Source organism: Mycobacterium sp. NTMscope_Eco_3 (assembly GCF_976985685.1).
The window spans coordinates 111,900-137,866 of sequence record NZ_CDRJYZ010000001.1; the positions used below are offsets into that span (position 1 = coordinate 111,900).

At 62.7% G+C, this 25,967-nt stretch carries 16 protein-coding genes and 7 pseudogenes; 10 read left to right on the forward strand and 13 right to left on the reverse strand.

The features are described from left to right. The first annotated feature begins 137 nt into the window (after positions 1-137). Positions 138-464: a helix-turn-helix domain-containing protein gene (locus AC0KTM_RS00505; RefSeq protein ID WP_007172195.1), complete on the forward strand. Its 327-nt coding sequence runs from the start codon at positions 138-140 to the stop codon at positions 462-464. A gap of 848 nt (positions 465-1,312) precedes the next feature. Further along, the gene (locus AC0KTM_RS00510; protein WP_007172196.1) at positions 1,313-1,933 is read left to right on the forward strand and encodes a hypothetical protein; all 621 of its coding nucleotides are present in this window, start codon (positions 1,313-1,315) and stop codon (positions 1,931-1,933) included. On the opposite strand, the gene AC0KTM_RS00515 is transcribed toward AC0KTM_RS00510, so the two are convergent. Beyond that, a complete protein-coding gene (locus AC0KTM_RS00515) occupies positions 1,934-3,190 on the reverse strand; it encodes an IS30 family transposase (RefSeq protein ID WP_420492635.1) in 1,257 nt (418 codons plus the stop codon). It lies immediately after the preceding gene. A 310-nt stretch (positions 3,191-3,500) separates the two neighbouring features. On the opposite strand from AC0KTM_RS00515, the gene AC0KTM_RS00520 reads away from it, so the two are divergent. Next, entirely contained in the window at positions 3,501-4,037 is a 537-nt protein-coding gene (locus AC0KTM_RS00520; RefSeq protein ID WP_179299263.1) for a hypothetical protein, read from the forward strand. A gap of 159 nt (positions 4,038-4,196) precedes the next feature. Here AC0KTM_RS00520 and AC0KTM_RS00525 read toward each other — a convergent pair whose 3' ends face one another. After that, positions 4,197-4,796 carry a TetR family transcriptional regulator gene (locus tag AC0KTM_RS00525; RefSeq protein ID WP_033717415.1) on the reverse strand — a complete coding sequence of 200 codons (600 nt, stop codon included), beginning with the start codon at positions 4,794-4,796 and terminating at the stop codon, positions 4,197-4,199. A gap of 428 nt (positions 4,797-5,224) precedes the next feature. On the opposite strand from AC0KTM_RS00525, the gene AC0KTM_RS00530 reads away from it, so the two are divergent. Then, positions 5,225-5,836 carry a TetR/AcrR family transcriptional regulator gene (locus tag AC0KTM_RS00530; protein ID WP_007172200.1) on the forward strand — a complete coding sequence of 204 codons (612 nt, stop codon included), beginning with the start codon at positions 5,225-5,227 and terminating at the stop codon, positions 5,834-5,836. Positions 5,837-5,911: 75 nt separating this feature from the next. Then, positions 5,912-6,358: a DUF6188 family protein gene (locus AC0KTM_RS00535; RefSeq protein WP_007172201.1), complete on the forward strand. Its 447-nt coding sequence runs from the start codon at positions 5,912-5,914 to the stop codon at positions 6,356-6,358. Positions 6,359-6,472: 114 nt separating this feature from the next. Here AC0KTM_RS00535 and AC0KTM_RS00540 read toward each other — a convergent pair whose 3' ends face one another. Together AC0KTM_RS00540 and AC0KTM_RS00545 are read right to left on the reverse strand one after the other, a co-directional pair. After that, positions 6,473-7,369 carry an alpha/beta fold hydrolase gene (locus AC0KTM_RS00540; RefSeq protein ID WP_033717417.1) on the reverse strand — a complete coding sequence of 299 codons (897 nt, stop codon included), beginning with the start codon at positions 7,367-7,369 and terminating at the stop codon, positions 6,473-6,475. Next, positions 7,366-10,452 (reverse strand): MMPL/RND family transporter, encoded by a 3,087-nt coding sequence (locus tag AC0KTM_RS00545; RefSeq protein WP_007172203.1) that lies wholly within the window; start codon positions 10,450-10,452, stop codon positions 7,366-7,368. The genes AC0KTM_RS00540 and AC0KTM_RS00545 overlap by 4 nt, the downstream gene beginning before the upstream one ends. Positions 10,453-11,256: 804 nt before the next feature. Here AC0KTM_RS00545 and AC0KTM_RS00550 point away from each other — a divergent pair. Together AC0KTM_RS00550 and AC0KTM_RS00555 are read left to right on the forward strand one after the other, a co-directional pair. Next, the gene (locus tag AC0KTM_RS00550) at positions 11,257-11,898 is read left to right on the forward strand and encodes a TetR/AcrR family transcriptional regulator (RefSeq protein ID WP_007172204.1); all 642 of its coding nucleotides are present in this window, start codon (positions 11,257-11,259) and stop codon (positions 11,896-11,898) included. A 245-nt stretch (positions 11,899-12,143) separates the two neighbouring features. Then, positions 12,144-12,300, forward strand: a pseudogene (locus tag AC0KTM_RS00555) (DUF5078 domain-containing protein); the annotation flags it as partial. 50 nt (positions 12,301-12,350) lie between these two features. On the opposite strand, the gene AC0KTM_RS00560 reads toward AC0KTM_RS00555, so the two are convergent. The 4 genes and pseudogenes from AC0KTM_RS00560 to AC0KTM_RS00575 all read right to left on the reverse strand — a co-directional run bounded on the left by AC0KTM_RS00560 (position 12,351) and on the right by AC0KTM_RS00575 (position 17,318). Continuing rightward, complete coding sequence (locus AC0KTM_RS00560) at positions 12,351-15,284, reverse strand: MMPL/RND family transporter (RefSeq protein ID WP_007172562.1); 2,934 nt, start codon at positions 15,282-15,284, stop codon at positions 12,351-12,353. Further along, the gene (locus AC0KTM_RS00565) at positions 15,281-15,700 is read right to left on the reverse strand and encodes an MmpS family transport accessory protein (RefSeq protein WP_007172563.1); all 420 of its coding nucleotides are present in this window, start codon (positions 15,698-15,700) and stop codon (positions 15,281-15,283) included. The genes AC0KTM_RS00560 and AC0KTM_RS00565 overlap by 4 nt, the downstream gene beginning before the upstream one ends. Before the next feature lie 218 nt (positions 15,701-15,918). Further along, a pseudogene (locus tag AC0KTM_RS00570) lies at positions 15,919-16,225 on the reverse strand (TetR/AcrR family transcriptional regulator); the annotation flags it as partial. A gap of 82 nt (positions 16,226-16,307) precedes the next feature. Continuing rightward, complete coding sequence (locus AC0KTM_RS00575) at positions 16,308-17,318, reverse strand: alpha/beta hydrolase (protein ID WP_033721600.1); 1,011 nt, start codon at positions 17,316-17,318, stop codon at positions 16,308-16,310. A gap of 277 nt (positions 17,319-17,595) precedes the next feature. Here AC0KTM_RS00575 and AC0KTM_RS00580 point away from each other — a divergent pair. Together AC0KTM_RS00580 and AC0KTM_RS00585 are read left to right on the forward strand one after the other, a co-directional pair. Further along, a pseudogene (locus AC0KTM_RS00580) lies at positions 17,596-18,884 on the forward strand (IS1380 family transposase); the annotation flags it as partial. Next, positions 18,883-19,218 (forward strand): annotated as a pseudogene (locus AC0KTM_RS00585) (IS5 family transposase); the annotation flags it as partial. The pseudogenes AC0KTM_RS00580 and AC0KTM_RS00585, both read left to right, overlap by 2 nt. Before the next feature lie 14 nt (positions 19,219-19,232). On the opposite strand, the gene AC0KTM_RS00590 reads toward AC0KTM_RS00585, so the two are convergent. Next, a complete protein-coding gene (locus AC0KTM_RS00590) occupies positions 19,233-20,507 on the reverse strand; it encodes an ISL3 family transposase (RefSeq protein WP_046187320.1) in 1,275 nt (424 codons plus the stop codon). A gap of 188 nt (positions 20,508-20,695) precedes the next feature. Here AC0KTM_RS00590 and AC0KTM_RS00595 point away from each other — a divergent pair. Next, positions 20,696-21,302, forward strand: a pseudogene (locus tag AC0KTM_RS00595) (IS5 family transposase); the annotation flags it as partial. Between the two features lie 50 nt (positions 21,303-21,352). On the opposite strand, the gene AC0KTM_RS00600 reads toward AC0KTM_RS00595, so the two are convergent. The 4 genes and pseudogenes from AC0KTM_RS00600 to AC0KTM_RS00615 all read right to left on the reverse strand — a co-directional run bounded on the left by AC0KTM_RS00600 (position 21,353) and on the right by AC0KTM_RS00615 (position 25,916). After that, on the reverse strand, positions 21,353-22,495 hold the full coding sequence (locus tag AC0KTM_RS00600; protein WP_047324229.1) for an acyl-CoA dehydrogenase family protein: 1,143 nt from the start codon (positions 22,493-22,495) through the stop codon (positions 21,353-21,355). 76 nt (positions 22,496-22,571) lie between these two features. Beyond that, positions 22,572-23,228 (reverse strand): transglutaminase-like domain-containing protein, encoded by a 657-nt coding sequence (locus AC0KTM_RS00605; protein ID WP_007172209.1) that lies wholly within the window; start codon positions 23,226-23,228, stop codon positions 22,572-22,574. Then, positions 23,225-24,624: pseudogene (locus AC0KTM_RS00610) on the reverse strand (cytochrome P450). The gene AC0KTM_RS00605 and the pseudogene AC0KTM_RS00610 overlap by 4 nt, the downstream one beginning before the upstream one ends. A gap of 250 nt (positions 24,625-24,874) precedes the next feature. After that, positions 24,875-25,916, reverse strand: a pseudogene (locus AC0KTM_RS00615) (alpha/beta hydrolase). Positions 25,917-25,967: the final 51 nt, after the last annotated feature.

The following is a 25,967-nucleotide window of genomic DNA, read 5'->3' on the forward strand; positions in this document are numbered from 1 at the left end:
TCAAGATAATTCAACACCAAGTCGGACATTCCTATGCGAGCACCACGTCGATCTATAGCCACGTCTGACGAGTACCGCAACCGTTTGCTCCGTGAAGCGCTCACCAAACGCGGCATTGCCGTCGGGGAGGATCAACCGTGATCAAGAAGATGGGTTATCAGTGGCGGCTGCGGGCGCTGATGGCGCAACGGGAGCTGTACCAGACGACTGATCTGGTTCCGCTGTTGGCCGAACGTGGCGTGGTCCTGTCGCGAGAGCAAGTGTTTCGCCTGGTCACTGCGCCTCCCCAACGGCTCTCAATGGACGTGCTGGCAGCGTTGTGCGACATCTTGGAATGCTCGCCCAACGACCTGATCGAAATCGAAGCCGTCAATCAATCGGTGAAGAAGGCGGCCGGGGACTCACCGCGGGAGGTGCCGAAGGTGCGGCGCACGACTGTGCGTCGACCTGACCGCAGCTCATGAGAGGATCGGCGAACTTCAGGCCCGACGCGTGGGATCGAGTCCGCGCTCACGTAGTCCGCGCTCTTGGCGACCTATCGCTTGCAGATGCCGACCGCCTCCTGAAAGCTGCTCGTGTCGACCGGCCGAAAACGCTCAATCAGGTCGACGCGTACCTGGCCGCTCATGGCGACGGAGTGCTCAACCCGGACGCGTCCTGCCCGCGGGGGCTTATGCGCTTGACGCACGTACTGGTGGCTGATGGCCACGCGTCGGTGAAGCCGCCGGCCTGTACGAATTGTCAACAGCGCGTGTCTCTGACCGCGATCGGTCCGACCGGCCGCATTTGTGGTCGCTGCAGAGATCTCGATCGATCGTTCACGTGCGCGCGATGCGCAAAGACCTCTGTCAGCAGACGCGTCAATCTTCCCGACGGACCCGTGTGCACGAACTGTTACAGCCGCGACCCGTTGTCGCGCAAGGAATGTAGCATCTGCGGACGCCTCCGTCCCCGGGCACGTCGACTCGTCGACGGCGGCGTGCTGTGTCCCACGTGCGCGCCACCGCGCCTATACACCTGCTCGGGATGCGGACAACGGCGCCGCGCCCCGTACGTGGCATCGGAAGGACGCATCTGCACGAACTGCTACGCCAAAGCCAGCACCGTGTGGGTATGCGGATTATGCGGAGCCACCCGGCGCCGCCAAAGCAGCAGCGTCCTCGGCCCGCACTTGTGCGGCACCTGCCGCGCCATCACAACGAGGACCTATTCCGGGATACGTTCACCACACTCGAAATCCACCTGCGCGTTCTGCCGACAACGGCGCGTTGTAGCCCGCCATTGGCCAGCGGGGCCTGTCTGCACACCGTGCGTGCGCAAGGCGAAGATGTACCCGTCACCATGCGCGGCGTGCGGCCAGCAGGCGGTGCTGATCGGATTTGACCCCGACGAGCGCCAAATCTGCGGGCCATGTTCTGGCTCCACGCTCGACTACCGCTGCGCCAATTGCGGTCAACCGGGTATTCGCGCGCATAATCGATGTAGCCGCTGCCACACCGCCGAATTACTGCACAACGCCTTAGCCGGGCCGGATGGCCAGATACCGGCGCAACTGAAGCCACTGGCGGACGCTCTTGCCAACGCCAATGATCCACGCAGCGTCGCCGTCTGGCTCGGCAAGAGCGCCGCCGCGGAGCTCCTCATGAATCTGGCGCGCACCGGACAGACCATCACTCACCACGCACTCGATCAGCTCCCACCCGGTGGGCATGTCAACTACGTACGTGAAATCCTCGTTCGCACAGCAGTATTGACGCCGCGTAACGAATACCTCGAACGTATCGAGCCATGGGTGGATCGCCACCTAGCCAACTATCCCGCCGAACACGCACGGCTGGTCCGCAGCTACACCATCTGGTACCTCCTGCACCGAGCCCGCCGAGCCAAACAACCACTAAGCAATCCCGGGTGTCAACGGCGGGGTGGCTTCTAGTCAACGTCGCAACAGTTGATGGTCTGGTGAGGTTAGCAGCGCGGTGAAAAGTTCGGCGGGACTGCGGTCTTCGAGGGTGTGGCGGGGGCGGTTATTGATCTCGTATTCGACAGCGCGCAGATGGTCGGGTGTGTAGGTGCTTAGGCTGGTGCCCTTGGGGAAATATTGGCGTAGCAGCCCGTTCGCGTTCTCGTTGCTGCCGCGCTGCCACGGCGAGCGGGAGTCGCAAAAGTAGACCGGCACGCCGAGGTCTGCGGTGATGTCGGTGTGTCGGGCCATTTCGATGCCCTGATCCCAGGTGATCGATCGGATCAAGTTCGATGGCAGGCCACCCATGGTCGTGGCGATCGCGATACGCAGGGAGTCGGCGTCACGGGTGGGAAGGTGCATCAGCCGAATCAGGCGGGTCTGGCGCTCGACCAGGGTCCCGATCGCCGAGCGCTGGTTCTTGCCGACGATGAGGTCACCTTCCCAATGCCCCGGCTGGCTGCGGTCGGCGGGAGCGAATGGCCGCTGATGGATCGACAACATCGGCTGGGCGAACCTCGGACGCCGCCGACCCGGCCGCTGGTGCGCGCGGCGATGGGTCCTGCCAGTGCGCAACGGACCCCGGTGTGACGACCTGACCTGTGGCGGCCGTATCAAGCGCGAATGGGGTTGGTACACAGCCCGGTAGATGCTTTCGTGGCACAACCACATCAATCGGTCCTCGGGGTATTCGCGCCGCAAGTGTCGGGCGATCTGCTGCGGGCTCCACCGTTGAGCGAGGAGCTCGGCGATCAGGTCACACAGGGCGGGATTCTTGTCGACCCGCCGCTGGTGACGACGCGCTCTGCGCTGAACCGCCCAGCGGTGGGCTTCAAACGGCCGGTACTGGCCGTCGCGGCGGCTGTTGCGGCGCAACTCCCTCGATACGGTCGATGGTGCCCGGCCAAGCGTGGTGGCGATCTGCCGAACACCCATGCCCGTGCGGCGCAGATCGGCGATGCCGATCCGCTCCTCTTCGGATAGATAGCGATCGCTGATCTGGCGCACAGCCAAACGATCGAGTGCGGGCACGAATCCCACGGCCTCGCCACGCCGATAGGTTTTGTACCCCCTTGCCCAATTGTTTGCTGCGGTACGGGACACACCGACTTCACGACCCGCCGCCAAGATGGACCAGCCCCGGGCGCGCAGCTCCGTAAATCGCTCACGCTTGGCGGACTGTGGCCGTCGGCCCGGGCCTTTTTTCACGCGACGCGACGATGACAACACAACCTCCAGAACCTAGAGAAGTGTTGCGACCGCCCCTAGAAACCACCCGGGGACACGGGGTCAGTTTTCAGACGACGCCGACACCGGGGCAGCACGCATTCGCCGCCAGGTGTGCGTCGCACTGGAATTCCTCGCTTGGCTCGAGACCCGGGGACGCACCCTCGCCACCATGGACCAAGCAGACATCGACAACTGGTTGGCCCACGGCACCTGGCGACACCGAGAGATCCGGCCCTTCCTGCACTGGACAACTCAGCGTCGCATCACCCACGGCGCCTCCGCGCCGGCCAACCGACCCAGCCCGCCCTCGGTGTTCATCGACGAAGCCACGCACCTCGAGCAACTCCGCCGATGCCTCAACGACAACACCATTGACATCGATGTGCGCGCCAGTGGTGCGCTCATCCTGCTGTACGGAATCACCACCATGCGAGTACTCGGGTTACGACAGAACCAGATACACACCCAGGACGGCCACACCTACCTCACCCTGCGCGACCACGAAATGGTGCTGCCTCCTAAGCTCGCCCAACTGCTCGCACAACTGCCGCGTCCAACCCGGCGCTCGACCCTGCCCGAACCCTCAACACCGGACCGGCTCCTGTTTCCCGGACGAACACCAGACCGCCCAGTCAACTCGGGCGTGTTCGGCAAGCGACTCAAACATAGCGGCCTGACAATCCGAGGCGGTCGCAACACCGGCCTCATCACAATGGCAGCCGAGTTACCGGGCGCAGTTCTGGCCGACCTACTCGCCATCGATATCGTCACCGCGACCCGCTGGGCGGCATATGCCAAACGCGACTGGAATCAGTATCTTGCCACCCGAAAAGCGGGCTCTACCTAGCAATTGCGCCTGCCCCACTAGGGTTAGCCCATTTGATCACCGGTGGTTGCCGTTACAAATATGGTGTGGGGTTTCGGGTTACCGGCCGGGTCCTCCGGGCTGTGGACGTGGCAACGGCCGCGGCTGCCGCCGAGCGCGATGGTTCATCGCGGTCCGCGATTAGTCGAATCCGGCTAGTGTGATTCTCAAGGCTTGTTCCAGTTGAATGTGGAGCGGTGGACTCGTTTTGGTGTCCGTGCTAAGCCAGCGCCGAAGTATGAATTGTGCAGTGGCCAAACCCGTGTGGACCAGCAGCGAGGGGCGGATGTCGGTCACCGCGTCGACGTCCATATGCGTAGCGACCAGTTCGATGAGCCGGTGGTTATCGTTCTCGCTGATCAGCGCCGATTCGCCCAGTAGGTGGGGGGCGGTCCGGATGGCTTCTCGCCAGTATTGCAGATTCTGATTTGCTTTGTCCCAAGCGGTTTCGATAAGCAGACGCATCAGAGTTTCGGTTGCTGATGCATCGGACGGCTGGGCGCGGTAGGACGCAACGATTTCGGCGACCGTTTGCCGGACGGGTGCGACAAGCAGGTCTTCCTTGGTGGGTGCGTAGCGGAAGTAGGTACTGATCGAGATTCCGGCCGCGGCCGCGATGTCCTCGGTTGTCACGGCAGCGAATCCGCGTTCGGCGAAAAGCTGGTGTGCGGTGTTCTGGATCTCGGAGATCAACTCGGCGCGGCGTCGGTCCCGTAACGAGCGGATGTTTGCTGACGGCATGCCATCACCTTCGTCAATGTGACATTCCAACTGCATTATGAGCTATGGTACGAACAGTAGCGTAGCGAAACCGAAAGTACTGGGGGTATTTCCTTGCCGGTGTCGCAGCGTCGGGTGCCGTGGGTTGCGTGGGGAATTGCGGCTACCCGCATGAGTATTCGCTGCCGAGTGCGCCCGGAAGCGTCCGCCGATCGGGTCCGCGTTTCGCACCGCGGTCTGGACGGCACAGCTTCAGTACCCACTCATGGCTGTGTCACCAGTACGCTCGTGCTAGCCCCGTTTACCGCACTCGCGGCTCTTGCAGTTGCGCTTGCGGCTGCACGCATATCCAACGGTCTGCAAAGACATCGTCTTCCCCGAAGGGGGATTTGAGGAATGTCATCCCGCCACCTCCTCGTCGAAAGGTCTATCCCCGAAGTGAAGTCGTAGTGTCGGTTGACGTACCGTTCCGCGCGGCGCCAGATTCCGAGACCGGTACCGGGGGCAGCACCGCAATCCTCGATGCTGCCCGAGCGGTCGCAACGGCGGGCGGTTTCAAGGCCGTGCGTCTCAAGACGGTGGCCAAGCAAGCTGGCATCACTGTCGGGTCACTGTATGACCATTTCGCGTCGAAGACCGACCTGCTGGTGACGCTGCTCGCCCGTGAGTTCGAGCGGGTGAATCAGGAACGCGACTGGAGCACGTGCGCCGCTTCCCCGAGTGACCGACTGGGATCGTTGACAGCGCGGCTCCACGACGAGTGGCAGCAAAACCTGCAGCTCACCGAGGCCGTGGTTCGGGCATTCGTTATGGCGGGCACAGACGAAGCCTTGACAGTGCAACACGCCGCCGACGTCGTCGAAAGCATGCTGGCGCGCACGGTTGGTGGGCCGACGCAGGGAGCTTGCGAGCGACAGATCGCCGGAGTCATCGCAGATATCTGGCTGGCCAATCTAATGGCTTTCGTCGTCGGACGGGCGACAGCAGCGGAGGCGCGCGAGCGCATTGATCGAGGTCTGCAGCGCATTCTTGCTGCGTGGAACGCGAGCAAGAGCGCATAGCAATACTAATAGTATCGGTGCGCTACTAGCGGTAGCATAGGTAGGCGACTCGCTGGTGCGTCGAAGGGAGTGGTTATGTACACGCAATGGATCGAGCAGTGCACCGTGCAACGAGTCTCGCTGCACGAAGGGCTGGTAGTCGACCTGGACGATCACAACCAGCTGGTGATTTCCCGACCGATGCGGCTGACCCTCCCTCCGGCAGCAGGCTGGCCTGAGGAAGAAGTGTTGATCGACCCTATCAATCTTTCGGCCGAGGAGCGGCCACTGTTGGACCTGGCCGGAGCGATCTGCACGCGTGCCTGGTGCGACGACGACGGTGCGCTGCATCTGTGTTTCTCCCGCGGCCACCGCATCGATGTCGACCCGGATGCGGCGGCGACTTCGTGGGAGCTCTATGGCAAGTGCCACGGCTACATGGCGTGTCTGCCGCGGGGTCGAGTCCGGGTGATTCGGCACGACCTTCCTGTTGACGAGAATGACTTAGACGCAACACAATCAGTGGCCATGGCGCATCAGTAGCCGCGCGCCTGGCGACAGGACGGCACAAGCGCCGAAGGCGTGCGAACGATAGATCGAGCCATCTCGATGGGTGTCCGACGTGTCAGCCGGGGCGGGTGCAGGTTCGCTGGATGCTTACGTCGGGGTCCTTGTGGTGCGGTCGAGGAAGTCGGTGACCGCGGCGGTAAACGCGTCGTTGTTGTCGCCGGCAACCATGTGACCGGTGCCGGTGACGTCCGTCGTTTCGGCGTGCGGGACGAGCTGGAGGAATTCGTTGACGGTTTCCTGGGAGACTACGTCTGACAGTGCGCCGCGTACTAACAGCGTTGGGGCCGTGATTCGACGTGCTCCTTCGGCGAGAAATCCGCTGATGGCGTCGAACTCCTCGCTGCCTGTCATGAGATTGCCTTGCAGGACATCGAAGTTGGAGCTGATGAACGCTGGGTCCCAGCGCCAGATCCATCGTCCGTCGCTACGTTGCCGCAGGACCTTGTGCAGGCCGTCGAGATTTTCGGGTCGCGCGCGCCGGGGGTTGTATTCGGCGATGATGTCGGCGGCGTCATTGAGTGAGCCGAATCCGTCGGGGTGGGCGGCCATGAATGACACGACGCGACGGGCTCCATGAAATTCGATCCGCGGGGTGATGTCGACCAGGACAACGGCTGCCCAGAGGTCGGGTGGGGCCAGCAGATGGGTAGCGAGGATGATCAGCCCACCCAGCGACGCGCCGACGACGGCGGGGGGACTGTCGGCGCTGACGTGTCCTCGTACCGAGATCAGATCGGATACGAACCGTTCGACGTCGTATTGTCCGATCGGGTCCCAGTCGCTGTCGCCGTGACCTCGTGTGTCGTAGGCGACGACGGTGTAGCCGTGGGAATGGAGTCGACGAGCGGTGGTGGCCCACGCGTGACGGTTCTGACCGCCGCCATGGAGGAGCAGCACGACGGGGCGAGTCGCGGCGTGCCGGTAGCAGTCGGCCACGAGAGTGATCCCGTCGCTGGTGCGGATGCGCTCCTGGCTAATTGTCATGTGGTCCGATGTGGTCGGCCGTTGTGAGTCAGGGGTTTCCGTTGCGGCCACCAGCTCGCTTCGCGCAGCAGTGTGGCGATCGCGGGAACCGTGAGCGTGCGAACGACGAAGGTATCCAGAAGTAGGCCGCAGCCAATGATGAACCCGGCTTGGATCATGATCGCGATGGAGCCGACGATCAGGCCGAACATGCTGGCGGCGAAGATGAGCCCGGCCGAAGTGATGACTGAGCCGGTATTTGCGACGGTTCGCAGGACGCCGACGCGAATGTTGTGGGTCGATTCTTCGCGTAGTCGCGAGATGAGCAGCATGTTGTAGTCGGCGCCGACGGCCACCAGGATTATGAACGCTAGAAGCGGTACGGGCCAGGCGATTTCCTTGCCGAGGCCATATTGAAAGACGAGGGTTCCCAGTCCGAGCGCGGCGCCGTAGTTGAGCACGACGGTACCCAACAGGTAGAGCGGGGCGACCAGGGCGCGCAGCAATACGACCAAGATGAGGCCGACGATGACGAGGGTCGCAAAGGCCAGCTGATGAAAGTCGGCGGAAAGCAGGCGTTGGATGTCGGAGTTGACGGCGGGGAATCCGGCCATCGACACCGTGGCGTTGGCCAGCGAGGTGTTGGGTCGTGCGGCATCGGCGATCTCGGTGATTTTGTGGGCGAGGTTCATCGCGTCGCTGCTGTAGGGGTCGTAACTGGATTCGATGGCGAAACGCGCGGTTTTGCCGTCGGGCGACAGGAAATGCTTTGCGACGTCGGCGAATTGGCGGTTCTCGAAGGCATTGGTGGGAAGGTAGAAGCCGCTGGCGTTGTCTGAGCCGGCGGTGGTTCGTGCGGAATTCTGCAGTTGGGTGGCGATTTGGCTCATGCCCGACAGCATTTCGATGTTGCTGTCGGCCAGGGTGTGCACGCCGGTGGCGAGGGCCTGTGCGCCGGAGGCGAGTTGGCTGATGCCGCTTTGGAGGCGGCGGATGTTGCCGGCCAGGTCGGCAGGGTCGCCGAGTGCTCCGAAAGCCTTGTCCAGCGACGTGATTGCGTTTTGGACGTCGGCCACGGTGCCGGCCGCGGTGTCGCTGCCGGGCTGGTAAAGGTCGCCGAGGTTGGCGAGCTGGTTGAAGAAGCCGGTATGGCGCAGGGTCACCAGGATCTGCACCTGGTCGCGGAGTTGGGCGCATTCCGGTGTGGTCGCACACCATGGGGAGGTGTTGAGCGCACCGACGAGCGGGTCGATGGCGGCGATTGCGTTTTGGGCTTGGTCGGCTTGCTGGCGCAGTCCCGGACCGGTTCGGATGGCTTGGTCGACGGCCGGGGCGGTAGCCGAAAGCTGCTGTAGCAGCGGACGGAACCGCTGGACTTGGGATCCACTGGATTGGGCCTGGGTGAGGATCCCGGTCAACGGTGTCAACGCGGTGCGCAAGGTGGTGTCCAGTTGCGCGAGACCGCCGGCGAGTTGGTCGGCGCCGTGGGTGAGTTTGGCCAGGTCATCCTTATGGGCGTCTCCCTTGGCGACCGCGCCGGCCATCTTGTTACCGATCTGGCCGTTTTGCCACGACAGTTGAGCCTGGTCCAGGCGTGCGCCCGTGGGCCGGGTGACACCGGAGACCTTGGTGACACCAGGCAGTTGCGAGACCCGAGACGCCATTTCATCCAGGTCGGCCAGGGCCTTGCTGGTGCGCATATCAGTGGGCGATTCAACCAGCATGAATTCGGTGATGATGACGTCCTTGCGAAAGTGGCGGTCCAGCAGGTGATACCCCTCATTGCTGGCGGTGGTCGCCGGCTGTCCTTGGCGATCGTCGTAGCTGATGTGCATAGTCAGCGCGACGGCCGCCAGGCCTAGCACCAGGGCCAGACTGGCGACCAGCAGTGGAACGGGTCGACGCACCACGGCCACGGCGATCCAGTTCCAGTAGCGGCGTGTGCGGTCGGCCTTGGGTTCACCGATGCCGCGTTTGGCCGCCAGCGCCAACACCGGGGGAAATAAAGTCACCGTGGCCGCAAATCCGACAAAGACGGCGATTGCGCACGCGGGACCCAACGCGGCGAACACGCTCAACTTCGCGAACACCATGGCCAGAAACGCAAACGCCACGGTGGCGGCCGAAGCCAAAATCACGCGCCCGATGGTGGCGGTCGCGTTGATCACCGACAGATCCGGCGGGACGTTTTGGCGTCGCTGCTCGTGATATCGACTGATCAAGAACACCGAATAATCGGTGCCGGCACCCAGCAAGATCACCGTCATGAAGGCGATGGTGAACTGCGACACCGGCATGCCCGATTCGCCCAACGCTGATAGCACTCCGCGCCCCACCGCCAGGCTCACGCCGATGACCAGCAGCGGCAGCAAGGCGGTAAACACCGACCGATACACGACCAGCAAAATCATCGCGATCAGGCCTGCTGTCGCGACCGAGATGACAACCAAATCCTCTTCGGCCGAAGCGATTTGATCGCGGAAGGTGGCCGGGGGCCCGGTGACGCGAACATCGGTGGGTGAGCCGCTAAATGCCTGGGCGGCGATCGTGCGGACCGCCTGGACCGATTCGGCAGCTTTGAGATCGCCCAGCGTTCCGGCCACTCCCACCGGCACATACCAGGCTTTGCCGTCTTGGCTGACTGCCTGGCTTGCGGTGACTGGGTCGGCCAACAAGTCTTGAACCAAGCGCACATGCTCCGAATCGGCACGCAACCGGGAAATCATCGCGTTGTAGCGTCCGCGCACCGGCGCAGTCAGGCCCGCCGGATCCTCCATCGCGACAAATATCGTCGTCTTGGATCCCTGCTCGCCGAAGGCCGCGCCCATGCGGTCTACCGTCTGAAGCGATGGCGCATCGCGCGGTATGAGATTCACTGACTGCTGTCTAACAACGGTTTCCAGCTGCGGGAACAGCACCGCCAGGGCAGCGGCGCTCACCACCCACATGCCGATGATCAGCACCTTATGTCGGATACTGAAACCCGCCAAGCGCGCTAGCCGATCGCTGTACGCGCCCTCACCGGCCGCAACCTTTTGAAGTCGCTCCCGAACAGGGCGACTCAAGGTCGCCACGCCCGAAGAGACCCACCCGTTGTCTGCCATCCCCCGCCCCGCTACTTCGAAAGAAATCAACGGTATCGCAACAGTACTACCAGTACCCTTCTACCTGCCCGGCGAAACCGCCACCGGTGTCCGAAGCTCTCTGATCGCCGCCGCGCAACCAGCCGCTTCAGGCGGTGACCAACGCGCCGTCGACGGTCCAGCATGTCCGGTACAGCGACACGTGATCCCTTTGCGCACAGGCGGTTTGACAATGACGATGCACCGACTCCGAAACAGTGACCGCTTCATGAACGGCGCAGGCGAAATCCCAGCCGGGAGATCAACCTGATCGGCTCGTCGCGCACGTGGTCATACATTTCCCGGTTCATCAACTCGTCGTCCAAGTAGGAGCAGGAGCGAGGAGGGTAGTGACGGGGACGAACGCGGCCGCGGTCATCAACCGGCGGCTGTCGGTGTAGGCGCCGAGTGATACCGCGGCGGACCAGCCTGAAATCGCGAACCCCCCGCGCCCACACATGCGTCTTGGTTAGCCCAAGCGGCACATTCATCGCCGACCAGCCCCGCCCGTCTGTGCGATTCCCCCTCGCGCCCGCCGGCAGAGTTCGTTCGTCCGCCACACGAACCGGCCTGTGGTGGCCGCGCCCTGGAGCTGCTCAACCAGGGATCGTCCGACCCGCTGCCCGATCATGCGTCCTCCTTCGCCCCACAGACCCTTACAGACAAGTGTACTAGTGGTATCGCTACGCTACTAGTAGTAGCGTAGCCGTCTAGGGGTCGAATCAATCGACCGATGCAGCCGCGATTCGGTGCCGGCCAGCTACGCGCGAGGTTTACGGTGACTACATGGAGCGCGACACCCTGGAATTCCCGGTCGACGACGATGATGACGTCGACCCGCGCCTGTTGCGCTCACGAACCCGGCTATTGGATGCGGCCACCAAACTCCTGAGCGCCGGCGGCATCGAAGCCGTCACCATCGACGCGGTCACCAAAGCCTCCAAAGTCGCGCGCACGACCCTGTATCGCCACTTCAGCAGCTCCACTCAACTGCTTGCCGCCACATTTGAAAGGCTGCTGCCGCAGGTCCACCCTGCACCGGAGACGGGATCGTTGCGCGACCAACTCATCGAACTGTTGAGCCGACAGGCCACGCTGTTCCAGGAGGCACCGCTGCACGTCACCACCCTGGCCTGGGTCGCGCTTGGCCGCACACCAAACGGCACCCAGGAAACCCACGACCGGCACGCGCTGCGCACACGGATCATCGACCAGTATCGCCAGCCATTCGATGCCCTGTTGCAAAGCCCCGAAGCCCGCGCCGACCTCGACGATTTCGACCCGGAGCTCATCCTGTGTCAACTCGTCGGGCCAGTGGCGTTTGCCCGACTCACCGGGCTGCGTGCCATCGATCGTCAAGACTGTGAGCGCATCGTCGATGACTTCCTCGCCGCGCACCGCCGCAAGGCCGATGAGCCCGCATCGTAGGCCACCGTCCGCAAACCCCTCTTTCCGCAGCAGCCGCTTCACTTTGTCCTCCAAGACTTCAGGACTTCATGCTCGACGGTGAGGTCTTTGATGGTTTCCCTATAGACCAACCGCCAACGTCACCAGCGGGCCTATGTCGCCGAAGTGTCTTCTGGTGCGGGGTGCAGCAGAAAGTAGGCGTTTAGGTCGATGTCTTAGCGACCGTCGGGCGCTATTGAGAAAGGTGCGTTGGATGTTGCAAAACTCGCGTGTTCTCCGAGGCTGTCTACGGCGATCCGCTTTGGTTCGCGTGGCCCAATCACATGAAGATCTTCTGCAACAACAAGGGCGTTGTCGCCAAGTCCACCCACGTGTGCAACAACTACCTTCCCCGGGGAAATGTCGGTCTGGAACTGGAGCTAACCCCGCCCTAGTCCCGCCGCGGTCGGGACTGCATGCACCTCAGCAATGCCTTAGTAGTGCGGTGAGGCCGCCGGGAACCGGTCGGTGGTCGCCGACTGCGGGTCATCTTGCCGGGGCAGCAGGTAGGCGCGAACCGCCGAACGTGGCCCGTAGGGCCGAAGTAGCTGGCTGGCCGGGCGAGTGCGTACCTGCTGCGGCCACCAGAACCAGCGCCCCAGCAGCGCGGCGACGGACGGCATCATGAATGAGCGCACGATCAGGGTGTCGAACAGCAGACCCAGGCCGATGGTGGTGCCGACCTGCCCGACGACTTTCAAATCGCTGAATATGAACGAGGCCATGGTGGCGGCGAAGACCAGGCCCGCAGACGTCACCACCGCACCGGTGCCGGCCATCGAGCGGATGATTCCGGTTTTCAAACCGGCACCGATTTCTTCTTTGAAACGGGACACCAGCAGCAGGTTGTAGTCGGATCCGACGGCCAGCATCAAGATGATGGACATCGCCAGCACCATCCAGTGCAGTTTGAAGCCGATGATGTCCTGCCACACCAGCACGGACAGTCCGAACGAGGCGCCCAACGAGATCAGCACCGTGCCCACGATGGTGACCGCGGCGACCAGGCTTCGGGTGATGATCAGCATGATGATCAAAATCAGGCTGGCCGCAGCTATTGCCGCGATCATCAGGTCGTATTTGGAGCCGTCGCGCATGTCCTTGTAGACCGCGGCGGTGCCGGCAAGGTAGATCTTGGCGCCCTCCAGCGGAGTTCCCTTGATGGCTTCCTTGGCTGCGTTCTTGATCGGCTCGACGTGCGAAATGCCTTCCGGGGTCGCGGGATCCCCTTCATGGGAGATGATGAAGCGGGCCGCGTGCCCGTCCGGCGACAGGAACATCTTCAGACCGCGCTTGAAGTCGGGGTTGTCGAAGACTTCCGGCGGGATGTAGAACGAGTCGTCGTTCTTGGCGGCGTCGAAGGCCTGGCCCATGGCGGTCGAGTTTTGGCTCATCACGTCCATCTGGTCATACAGCGACGACATCGAGCTGTGCATGGTCAGCATCATTTGCTTCATGGTCGTCATGGTGGCGATCATGGGCGGCATCTGCGCCAGCATCTGCGGCATCAAGGCGTCCAGCTGAGATATGTCGCCGGCAAGATAGGTGAATTTTTCGGTGATCTGATCCAGACCGTCGAGCGCGTCGAAGAGGGATCGCAGCGACCAGCAGCCCGGGATGTCGAAGCAGTGCTTTTCCCAGTAGAAGTAGCTGCGAATCGGCCGGAAGAAATCATCGAAGTTGGCGATGTTGTCGCGCAATGTGTTTGTGACATCCAACATTTCATGCGTGAGGCCGTCCATGTGGTGGGTGACCGCGGCCATCTGCGAGGTGATGTTGTACATGCGCTGCATGGTGTCGATGGACTGTTGCATCGCGTCGGCCTGCTTGAGCATGTCGTCCATGCGCTGGTGCATGTACTGCTGGTTTTCGACCTGCGTGGTGTTTTGCATGCTGATCTGGAACGGGATTGAGGTGTGCTCGATCGGCGTTCCCAGCGGCCGGGTGATCGCCTGGACGCGCGCGACACCCGGGATGTGGAAGACCCCCCTGGCGATCCGGTCCAACACCAGCATGCCCGCCGGGTTGCGCATGTCGTGATCGGTCTCGATCATCAACAATTCCGGATTCATCCGGGACGCGGGGAAATGCCGTTCGGCGGCGGCGTAGCCGATATTCGCGGGGACGCTCGGGGGTAAATACAGCCGGTTGTCGTAATTGGTTTGATAACCGGGTAGGGCGAGTAGACCGATGAGGGCGATCGCGACTGACACCGCGAGAATTGGCCCGGGCCAGCGCACGATCGCGGTGCCCACCCGTCGCCATCCCCGGGTCCGCATCTTGCGCTTAGGATCGAACAGCTTGAAGAAACTGCCGACGGTCAGGACCGCCGGACCCAAGGTCAGCGCGGCAGCAACGGCGACCAGCATCCCGACCGCACAAGGGATACCCATAGTCTGGAAATACGGAAGCCGGGTAAAGCTCAGGCAATACATCGCACCGGCAATAGTCAGGCCAGAGCCAAGGACGACGTGCGCGGTTCCGTGGAACATGGTGTAGAAGGCTTTTTCGCGGTCCTCGCCTAGGCCGCGCGCCTCTTGATATCGGCCGAGAATAAAGATCGCATAGTCTGTCCCAGCGGCGATGGCCAACAGCACCAAAATATTAACCGCGAAGGTCGACAATCCCATGATGTTGTTGTAGGCCAGGAAAGCGACAACCCCCCGAGCCGCCATCACCTCGATCACCACCATGAACAACGTGCTGAACACGGTGATAATCGAGCGGTATACCCACAGCAACATCACGATGATCACCACGAAGGTGATGATCGTGACCTTCTGGAGGCTCTTTTGTCCGGCCGAGTGCTGATCGGCGATCAACGCCCCAGCGCCGGTCACATAGGCCTTGACCCCCGACGGCGCAGGCACGCTGTCCACGATCTTGCGGACCGCCGCGACAGACTCGCTGGCCAGGCTCTCGCCCTGGTTACCAGCAAGATACGCCTGCACATAGGCGGCCTTGCCGTCGGAGCTTTGCGAACCGGCGGCCGTCAGCGGATCCCCCCAGAAGTCCTGGACGTGCTGGACGTGTTTCGTGTCAGCCTCGAGTTTGCGGACGATCTGGTCGTAGAAATGGTGGGCCTCATCGCCCAGCGGCTTGTCACCTTCCAGCACGATCATGACCGCACTGTCACTGTTGAATTCGTTGAATACTTTGCCGATGTGCTTCATCGCTTGCATCGACGGCGCGTCCTTGGGGCTCATCGACACGGTGTGTTCTTCGGCGACCGCGTCCAGCGATGGAACCAAGACGCTGAGGACGACGACAAGCCCCACCCAGGCAAAGACGACGGGCACCGCGAGTTTGTGGACCGTTCGCGCGAAAACCGGCATATGCGGCAGCCCTGCGGCCCGGTCATCGGTCATGCGGACTTCACTATGCAGAACGTTTGCGCATTCATACCCTGACTCGACCTTTCGTCCTTGACCACCTCGTCCACGATGATCCGGCAGCCGATTTGGTTGCTGTCGCCCTGCGCGACGATGTTGACGCTCACCGAGGGCAGCGTCGAGGTAACCGAGAGCGTCCAGGGCAAAGGCACGTTGCTAGCTTTCTGGGGCTGGGCATTGATGTCCAAGTAGTTGATGTTGGCCACCGTCCCCGGGGGACCATAAACCTGGTAAACCACGCGCTTGGGATTGAACGGCTTGATCTCATCGGCGATGCCGCTGGTCATCGTCTGATCGTCGTGGACGCCGAAAAAGGTGCGAAGCCGCAGTACGCAGAAGCCCGCTACCGCCACCACCGCCACGATGACCAGGACGATCCACATTTTCTTCATCGCAGCGCCAACGTGAATCCTCCCCAGCCAACCATCTCCCGCTAGTTGGGCGCCCCACCGCCCATTCGACTGGATCGATCGCAACTTAGCGTTTGGCGCAAAGCCATTGCCGGCGGAAGGCTGCGCGGTCTCGCCTGGTTCCCGGCCATCGACAAGGTTGGCATCGTTTTCACCGGTTGCAGTTCGCCAAGCCACTGCGTCCTGGTCTCCTTTTCTGTTCATGAGGTTTCAGAGATGAGGCCGATGCACCTGGCGGTCAGCAGGCGGGTCAAGGCGGACGCGAAGCCCAGATTCCACTCGGGCGGAACGACTTGCGCGCCCTTTGCGTAGACATCGGTGAGCCGCTCTGGCGGGTTGGCGTCTGCCAGAGGGTGGCCACCAGCGAGTAGGCGGCCAACAGCATATCCAGTGATCCCGAACGGCCGAGCGCAGGCAACGAGCTCTCAATTGCGTCGGCGGGGATAGCGTCGCGGCGGTCCTGATCCGCTTGACCTCGACAACCCGTTCGTCGTCCACCTCGTGCTGCGACCGGCGTCTTGGTCCGCGCCGCACTTGAAGCCCTGCGCTACTGGCTGCTCTATGTTCCACGACCTGCGCGATGGGCGGATTATGCGCTGTTCTTTTCCGGCGCGGTGGTGAGATGACGGATAAACATCGCCACCTCCTCAACCGCGCGAAGCGCATCTGGGTTGACGTCGAAACCGAGCTGGAACATGTGCATCGCCTTGTGCCACTGCTGCACCCACACTGGTACGCCGTGAGCCCGCAGCCGGTCGGCCAGCGTGAGGGTGTCATTGAGCAGCATCTCGTGGGTGCCAACCTGGAGCAAAAATGGGCCAAGGCCATGCAGATCGGCCTCCGACGGCATCACTGGCGCCGCCCGGGTGCCGTTGACAGTACCGAAGACGTCATAGAGGAACTTCACCGTCATGAACGGAAACATCACGTCGCGATGGTCTTTGAGGGCCCGGTACTTCAGCCCCATATCCGACGACGTCAGCGGTGACATCAGCGCCTGACCCGCAGGCACCGGCAGCCCGCTGTCGCGGGCGGCCAGTGCGGTACCGGCAGCCACCATGCCACCGGCCGAATCTCCTGCTAGCACAATGCGATCCGCTGAAAAGCCGAGCGACATAACGTAGCGGTAGGCGTCGAGCCCGTCGGACACGGCATCCTCAAGGCGGGCCTGCGGGGCCAGCCGGTAACCGACATTGAATACCCGCGCGCCGGTCTCTTGGGAGAGCTTACCGACAAACCGCCGATGCGAATTGAGACCCAAAGTCACCAGCGCCGAGCCGTGGAAGTAGACGATAACCCGGTCGGACTGGCGGGCCGTCGGGAATACCACCCACTCGGCCGGACACTGTGGCAATGCGACGGGGGTCACTTGAGTTCCCGCCGGTGGCGGCACCACGCGCAGCGGTTTGTCGATGACGTCAAGGCGTGCACGCTGCAACAGGTGAGGACTGAAACGGTTGATGACTATGCCGATGACGGTCAAGGTAGCGAGCACTGGGCGCGCGAAGATAGCCGTCAATAACGCCAGCAGGCGCGACTGCCAGCAGATGGAGCCGAAGTGGGCGCTCGCGGGCCGATCCCGCCAATCAGACGAATTCACAGAGCCAACGGTATCAGGTACCGCATGTATTAGATACTATCTGTATGGGGTCCGCTGTAACGCGCGAAGGAGTGAGGACGGTAGCGGTCTGCACGTTCGACAGACCCCTCGCGATCGGACGGGAGGGGCCCAGATCGCCGACTTCACAATGCTAGCCTCGAGGTTTCATGTCGTTGGGGGTTGTGACGGCGTGTAATGCACGGAAGCGCCTGTCCTGCAGGGAATTCTTGGGATTGCTGAAGTCTCAAGATCCTCAAGCAGGAAGGCAACTCCGTAGGTGAAGCGTAACGCAGTTGGTGGGCTGGTCGTCGATGATGTCCGCGAGTCGTTGGTGACGTCATCGGGCGCGGCGATGATGAACGAGACGATCCGGGTTGCGGGCCTGGGGCTTGTCCTATCGAGGGCGCTGGGGCCGTGGCGGCTGGCGCGGGCCCGCCATGATCCGGGCAAGGTGCTGCTTGACGTGGCGATCGCGGTCGCGCTCGGTGGTGACTGTTTGGCCGATGTGGCCGCAGTCCGTGCGCAGCGCGACTTGTTCGGAGTCGTGGCCTCCGACCCGACTGTGTCTCGGTTGTTTGCGGCGTTGGCCGTCGATGACGCCACCACCGATGCTGCGGTCATGGCGCTGCGCTCGGCACACGCTGCAGCCCGTGACCGGGTCTGGTCACGGCGTCGGCCGCTGGCGGGAACACCGGGAACACGAGAGGGTGGGCAGGTCATCGTCGATATCGATGCCACCCTGGTGGCGGCGCATTCGGATAAGGAGGGCGCTGAGGCGACCCACAAGATGTCTTATGGGTTCGCCCCGATGTGCGCTTTTGTCGACCATGGCGAGCACGGCACCGGAGAAACTCTGGCGCTGGACCTACGCCCGGAAAGGCCTCGCCGTTCAATAGTTCTGATCACATCACAGTGCTGGGCGCCGCGCTGGAACAACTGCCCGCCGCCGAGCGGGGCCAGGTGCTGGTGCGCGCCGATGCCGGCGGGGCGTCTAAAGCATTCCTGCATCACCTCACCGACGCCGGATTGCACTATTCCATCGGGTTTCCCGCTCACGGCCCTGTCCAGGCCGCGATCGAGACGATTCCCGAGCAGGCTTGGGTGGCTGCGCTCGACAGTGACGGCGCACCTCGTGAGGGTGCGCAGGTCGCCGAGCTCACCAACTGGATGCCGACCCCGGTCAAACCCACCCGTTCGCCGGCCAAGTACGGCCCCCAGGAATGGCCACGCGGGATGCGAGTCATCGCCCGCCGTGAACGTCCTCACCCCGGTGCCCAGCTACGGCTGACCGACCATAACGGCTGGCGAATCACCTGCTTTGCGACCAACACTCGCGGAACCGGCTGGACGCTGCCGACCCTGGAAGTGCGTCACCGCCAACGCGCCCGCGCCGAAGACCGTATCCGCTGTCTGAAGGACACCGGCCTGCGTAACCTGCCTTTCCACAGCTACCGGGCCAACCGGATCTGGCTCGAAGTCGTCGCCCTGGCTGGCGACCTGATCGCCTGGACTCAAACCCTGGCCTTCGAGCGTCATCAACCCGCCCGCAGCCAAGATCGATCTCGTGACACGGACGGGTGTGATTTGTGATGAGTTTTGGGCGGTGGTCGAGCCGTTGATGCCGTCGCATGACGGTAAGCGAGGCAACAGGTTTCGTGATCACCGGCTGATCCTGGAAGCGATCGCCTGGCATTTTCGCACAGGATGCCCGTGGCGGGACCTGCCCGCCGAATTCGGGCCGTGGCAAACAGTGTGGAAACGCCATCACCGGTGGTCGCTGGACGGCACGTACGACGAGATGTTCGCCCGGGTCGCGGCCTCGTTCGGGTTCGACGCCGACGTGCACGCCGACATCGAAAAGCTGTTATCAGTCGATTCGACCAACGTGCGTGCCCATCAACGGCTCTTCGTAATTCAGAGTGCATTGACAAGTTGGTGGAGTGCTCCGCTGTGTAGTAGTGAGCGCCAACGGTAGTGGGTGAGGTTGCGGAATCCGAGGGCGTTGCGGCGCAATGCTTCCAGGCGGCCGTTGATGGCCTCGGTGGGTCCGTTGGAGACGTGGTGGTCGAAGAAGGCCAGGATGTCGGCGCGGCGGCGCGATAGCGTGCGGCCGAGTTGGGCGATCTCCTCCAATCCGGCGGGTACGCCGCGCCGTATCGACTCGATCAGCCTGGTCATTGCCTTCTTGCCGTGACGTCGGTTCGGGTCGGCGTAGGCGGCGATGATCTTCTGATAGATCAGCCAGGCGACCTTGACGGCGAGATGGTCGTCGCCGTCGAGCACCTCGGTCAGCCGGGTGTATTGGCGTGGGGAGAGCAGCTGCAGGCGGGTTCGGGCGATGCGCCGGATCCCATAGAGCGGGTCACCGGTGTGTCCGCGCCGACCCAGGGTCTGCTGCTGGATGCGTTGGCGGATCAGGTCGAGCTTGGTCCCGGCCAAAGCCACAACGTGGAAGGGGTCCATCACGGTGACCGCGTCCGGGATGACCTCGGTGGCGGCGGTCTTGTAGCCGGCGAACCCGTCCATCGCAATGACCTCCACGGCCCGGGCAAAGTCGGTGGGTTGGGCGGCCAACCACGTGGCCAGTGCGGTCGCTGAGCGTCCTTCGACCAGGTCGAGCAGGCGTGCCGGGCCGGTCTGGTCGTGGGTAGGCGTGAGGTCGATGATCAGCGTGACGAACCCCTCTGTGCCGCGACGCCGAGGCGCCCAGCGATGCTCATCGACACCGATCACCGTCACCCCGGCCAGCCGATCCGGCCCGGTTGTGGCGATCAGGCCGGCGGTCGCACGCATCGCGATGGAGCTGACAGTATGCCAGGACACCCCGAGTTCGGCGGCGATCGCCGAAATGGTGGTGCGGTCGATCATCAACCGCCGCAATACATACCGGGCACAGCGCCGCGTCGTCGATGAGCGCGGGGCCGCCAACTTGCCCAGATCCTGGTTGAACACTGCCCGCCCACACGCTGGCGTTGTGCAGCGGTAGCGAGGTAGGGCACCCTGCAGCACCAGCGGGTAGCCGGCCACCGGCAGATCCGTCAACGGCCGAGTCACAGTGTCGCGGTAGCGGCCCTCCCGGCCGCAGTCCGGACACCTGGCGTCACAGGCCACCGGCCTGCAGAAGATCGTCGTCGTCTTCTCGTCGACCGCGGCGTCGGTGATCGTCACCCCCAACTCGATGGTGCGCATGATCGTGTCGGCAACAACCGACGGCGGGCAGGCAGTAGCCTCAGGCAAGGGTCACCTCGGTGGTGTTGGTGAAGCGGCGTGTAGGAACCTGAATCGTCACCCACCGAGGCCCCACCTCAGCTCAACGACACGAACCCCCACCGCGGATATCCGCCAACCACTGCTGCACGCTCATTTCCGCAGAGCCCCATCAACACTCGGCGGGCGCCCGTTCGGACACGTTGTGCACAGGGGGCACTGTCGAATTCGAATTACAAGAAATCTGCCGATGAGCCCGACGATCATGCGATCGGGCGTTCCCGCGGCGGGCTGACCACCAAGATCCACGCGCTGACTGATCCTCGCGAAGCTCCCGTGGCGGTCCGGCTCACCGCCGGCCAAGCCGGCGACAACCCGCAATTGATGGCGCTGCTCGATGATTACGCCGCGACATGCAGGGATTCAGACCAGTCCGCTGACGATTTCCGGTTGCTCGCCGACAAGGCGTATTCGCATCCGAGCACCCGTACCCAATTGCGTTCCCGCAGAATCAAGCACACGATTCCCGAACGTCGAGATCAGATCGACCGCCGCAAGGCCAAGGGATCCGCCGGCGGCCGCCCACCGGCGTTCGACGCCGAGATCTACGCGCTGCGCAACACCGTCGAACGTGGCTTCAATCGGCTCAAGCAGTGGCGCGGCATCGCGACCCGCTACGACAAGTACGCCCTAACATACCTCGGCGGTGTACTGCTGGCCTGCGCCGTGATCCATTCGATGGCTTTATCTGCGGTGGAGCTTGCCTGTCTCAAGTAGCAGATCCTCATCTGCGTTGATACACCGGGCGTTCGGTCGTCGCTATCTTGTCAAAGCGACCTCGAAATAATCTCTTTCATTATTTCGTTAGACCCCGCGTAGATTTTCTGTACTCGCTGATCAACCCAGAGACGCGAAATCGGATATTCCGTCATGTATCCGTACCCGCCGTGCAGCTGCAGGCAGTCGTCGAGGACTTTCATCGCCCGTTCCGTCGTCCACCATTTGGCCATCGCGACAGTTTGCACGTCGAGCTGGCCCTGGAGGTGTAGGCAGATGCAGTGGTCGAGGAATACTCGCGCAATCCTTGTTTCAGTGGCCGCTTCGGCCAGGGTGAACTTGGTGTTCTGGAACCCGAAGATCGTTCGTCCGAAGGCCTCTCGTTCGCGCGTGTATTTGACCGTCTGCTGCAAGGCCAATTCCATGGCGGCAACCGCTCCGACCGCAACGATTAGTCGCTCCTGCGGCAGTTGCGTCATCAGCTGGATGAAACCTTGCCCCTCGGTGTCGCCTAGCAGATGCGTCTTGGGGACGCGCACGCCGTCGAAAAACAATTCAGATGTGTCCTGACCGCGCTGACCTATTTTGCTGAGGACTCGTCCTCTCCGGAACCCGGGGCGATCGGCTTCCACGACAATCAGCGAAATACCGTTGGCACCTTGAGTATGGTCGGTCTTGGCCACGACGACAATGAGATCGGCTTGCTGACCATTGGTGATGAACGTCTTCGAGCCGGTGATGACGTACTCGTCCCCATCGAGGACGGCGCGCGTCTTCACGCTTTGAAGATCAGATCCGGTTCCGGCCTCCGTCATCGCAATGGCACCGATCAATTCGCCCGACGCCATCTTGGGCAGCCACTGCCTTTTCAGGTCTTCCCGGGCGTAGTGCAGGATGTAGTGTGCGACGATGCCGCTGTGCAGGCCGGCGCCCCACGAACTGTCCCCGATTCGAGCTTGCTCTTCGAGCAGAACTGCCTCGTGTGCGAATGTCCCGCCGCCGCCGCCGTATTCGACCGGCATCGACATGCACAGCAGGCCCAGCTCGCCTGCTCGTTCCCACACCGCCCGGTCGACATGGTGTTGCTCGGCGAAGCGCTCTGAGTGGGGTGCAATCTCAGTGGCAACGAACTTTGCGGCGAGATCACGAAGCGCTTCCAATTCCGGGTTGAGCCAGGGTGAGGCGGCTGTCATAGGGAGGCGTCCTTTCGGTTAGCTGCCGTGAGATATCCCGCATTAGTGCTTTGCACAAGCATAATCTTTCAAACTGTTAATTGGTGAACGAGTCTGATATGGGCGGAGGTTCGTAGATGAGTTCGCTGTAGTTGTCGCGCAGCGCGTCGATGATTTCCGTGAGGGGAAGGTCGTCGAAAACGCCACGGTCATGGAGGTATTCCATGTGTTGGGAGCCGTCGCCTGTGTGAGCGTGCAACATGGCGTCTCGCTGACCGTCGAATTCGATAGGAGGGACCCCGAAGCGCGCGCATAACTCGCGGTTGAACGCCGGCGTGGCCTTGACCCACCGGCCATTCAGCAGCATTTGACTGTAGCCGTGGTAGACGAAAACGTCCGAGCCACCCATCCGTTCACGGAGACTCGGGGTCTGCAGATGGTTGCGGACGTCGGCGAAACCCAACCGCGCCGGAATCCCCGCGGCGCGACACGCAGCCGTCAAGAGCACCGCCTTGGGGACACAGTAGGCGCGCTCGGCGACGGCGACCGCGCTGGCTCGGTACTGGCACGGGTCGTCGGAGACGGAATACGGGTCGTACCAGATCGAATCACGGACAGCGGTGAAGATGCGGCACGCCTTATCGACGGAATCAATGGCGTTACGCGTCGCCGATTCGGTGAACTGCTGCACGGCATCGTGTTTCCAGTCGAGGAATTCGGTGGGTGCAAGGAACCGCGCGAACTCTAACTTCATCGGTGGTGGAGCCTGATCGGTAACCCGTCGACCGGGATCGGCAGCGATGTGTTGTCCCAACGGATGCGGTAATCGGTGTCGAGGCCGAAGGTGAACGTGCGCAGCATCTGGTGCAGGATCGCTTTCACCTCGAGGGTGCCGAAATGCATACCGATGCATTTGTGCGCGCCACCCCCGAACGGCAGCCACGCGAAGCGATGGGCTTGGTCTTCGCGGCGTGGGACGTCGAAACGTAAGGGGTCGAAGCGATCCGGGTTATGCCAGACTTCGCGGACGAAATGGTTGACGGCGGGAGTGATCGCCACAAGCGTGTCGGAGGGGATGTAGTGGCCGTCTATTGCGGTGTCTTCCACTGTTTTGCGCATCACTAGCGGAACCGGCGCCACGAGTCTCATGGATTCCTTGATCACCAGATCGAGGGACCTGAGCCCTTCCAAATCATCGATCTCCGGTGACCGGTCGCCGAGAACATCGCTTTCGGCGCGAACCCGATCCTGCCATTCTGGATGCTTTGCCAGGTAATAAGTTACCGCGGTGGTGGTGATCGTCGATGTGTCGTGAGCGGCCATCATCAGAAAAATCATGTGGTTGATGACATCGGAGTCACTGAAACGTTGCCCGTCTTCGGTGCTGGCATGGCACAGCGCCGAGAACAGGTCATTGCTGTCGCCGGCCCGGGCGGCCGGCAAGTGCCGGGCGAAGTACTCCTCAAGCACCCGTCGGCCGCGGACCCCGGCGCGATAGCGGGTACCGGGAAGCGGCGCGCGGACGAGCGAACTGGCCGCGCGTACCGTAGCGACGAACGCCTGGTTAATGGCGTCGCTGCTGTCTTTGCCTCGGCCACCCATGAACACATCGGTGGCGATGTCGAGGGTCAGGTTTTTCAACAGCGGGTACATGCGGACGGACGGGCCGGTCGGCCACGTGGGCAGGGTTGCGCGGACGCAAGGGGTCACTTGGGTGACGTAGCCGGCCAGTCGCGGCCGCGTGAAGGCCTCCTGCATGATGCGCCGGTGCATGAGGTGTTCGTCAAAGCTCATCAGCATCAATCCGCGGTGGAAGAACGCGTCGATGAGAAAGGCCCAGCCGTCTTGCGAGAACGCCTTTGCGTTGGTGGTGAGCGCCTCTTGGGTAGCTTGGGGGCCCGCGATGACCGCCATTTTGGTACCGAACGCTCCCATCCACGAGACAGAACCGAACCGCTCGTAGCGCTCTCTGCCCAGGTCGGACCCAAACCGGATGTAGTCGAGGGTGTGCCCGACCAAGGGGAGCCCGGCATCACCGAGAACCGGTCGCAATCCGCTTCCAGCCGGGGGGCTGCCAGTTCACGCACTGGCCACCGCCGACTCCACCGGCGAAGTCCGTCGTCCACCCGTTGCGGCGCGGGAATCAAGATGACCGAAGATAACCGTTCCCGGGCTTTATGGCTTTATCGACGGGCGCGTGTAGCGGGTTAACCATTGTCGCTCCCCGGCCTGTGGTCGTCGTTGGCGGCCTGCTCGCGATGAGGAACCGACCAGCTGTTTACATTACGCCCAATAATGTCAAAATTAATACATGCATATCTGACTTGTCAACGGGCTCCCAGTGGCGCGCAAAGGCGGTCGCCGCGCAGCTAGCCGCTGCGCCCGCGTTCAGCTCCGGCGTCAAGGAAACTTGCGTTCAGCGCTGTCGGCGAGAAACGCCCCGCTGAGGCGCAAAGCGTGACGCGCCTCGGGCAAGAGTCGAAACAGGGCTTGAAACACGTGAATTTGACCGCGAAACACCTGAAGTTGCACGGACGACCCCGCGGCGAGCATGCGCTCGGCGAGTCGTCGGGAATCGTCGAGCAGCATTTCTCTCCCGCCCACCTGGATCAATGTCGGCGGCATGCCGGTGAGGTCGGTGGCGAGCACGTTGACGCGGGGGTCGTGCGGATCGGCGTCGCCCACGTAGAGACTCAGCGCCCGCGACGCGGATCGGGCGGATGCGAAAGGATCGCGGCGCCAGATTTCGCGAGCCGTCGCCAGCTGACACGTCAGATCGATGACGGGGGACATCAGTAGCATGCGGTCAGGCAACGGCAGGCGATGTGCGAGTGCACCCAACGAGGTCGCGACCGCCAGTTGGCCGCCCGCCGAATCGCCTGTGTCGGCGGCAAGTGAATACTGACCAGTGCGCGGCCGACTCCTGATCAGTTTTCGATTGCCGTTGACAGCCTGCGATCGCTACCGTGCGGGCTGATGTCGATTCTTCAGAGCCCGCCAACCACCGGTAGGCCCTCAGTGCGTCGTCAGCAGCCGCCGGATACGGGTAACGCGGAGCCAATCGATAGCGGACCGCGAAGACCGGGCGCAGCGACGCGGCAGACAGTTCGCCCAGCAGACCGCGATGGGTTTTGGGAGAGCACATCGAAAATGCGCCGCCGTGAATGTAAAGGATCGGTGGCCCGTCCGGGTTGACGTTCGGTGCGACGACCCAATCTCCCCTCACTCGATCGCCGGCGAAGACGGTGTCGACCAGCCTTACGCGCAGTCCTGGGCGTGGGCGGGACGCGATGAGCGCCGCCCGAAGCACCCGATCCATCACAGCAAGCCCGTACTGGTTGGACGGTAGTGCTTGCGTCAATGGGCGAAGGACCCCGCGTGCGGATGTTGCGATGAGGTAGCTTGTCAGGCTCGGATCCCAATCCGAGGAAACGGATATCACGATAAGCCAGCCAGCTTGTCCGTGGCCATGAAAAAGTACCCACTGGTGGCC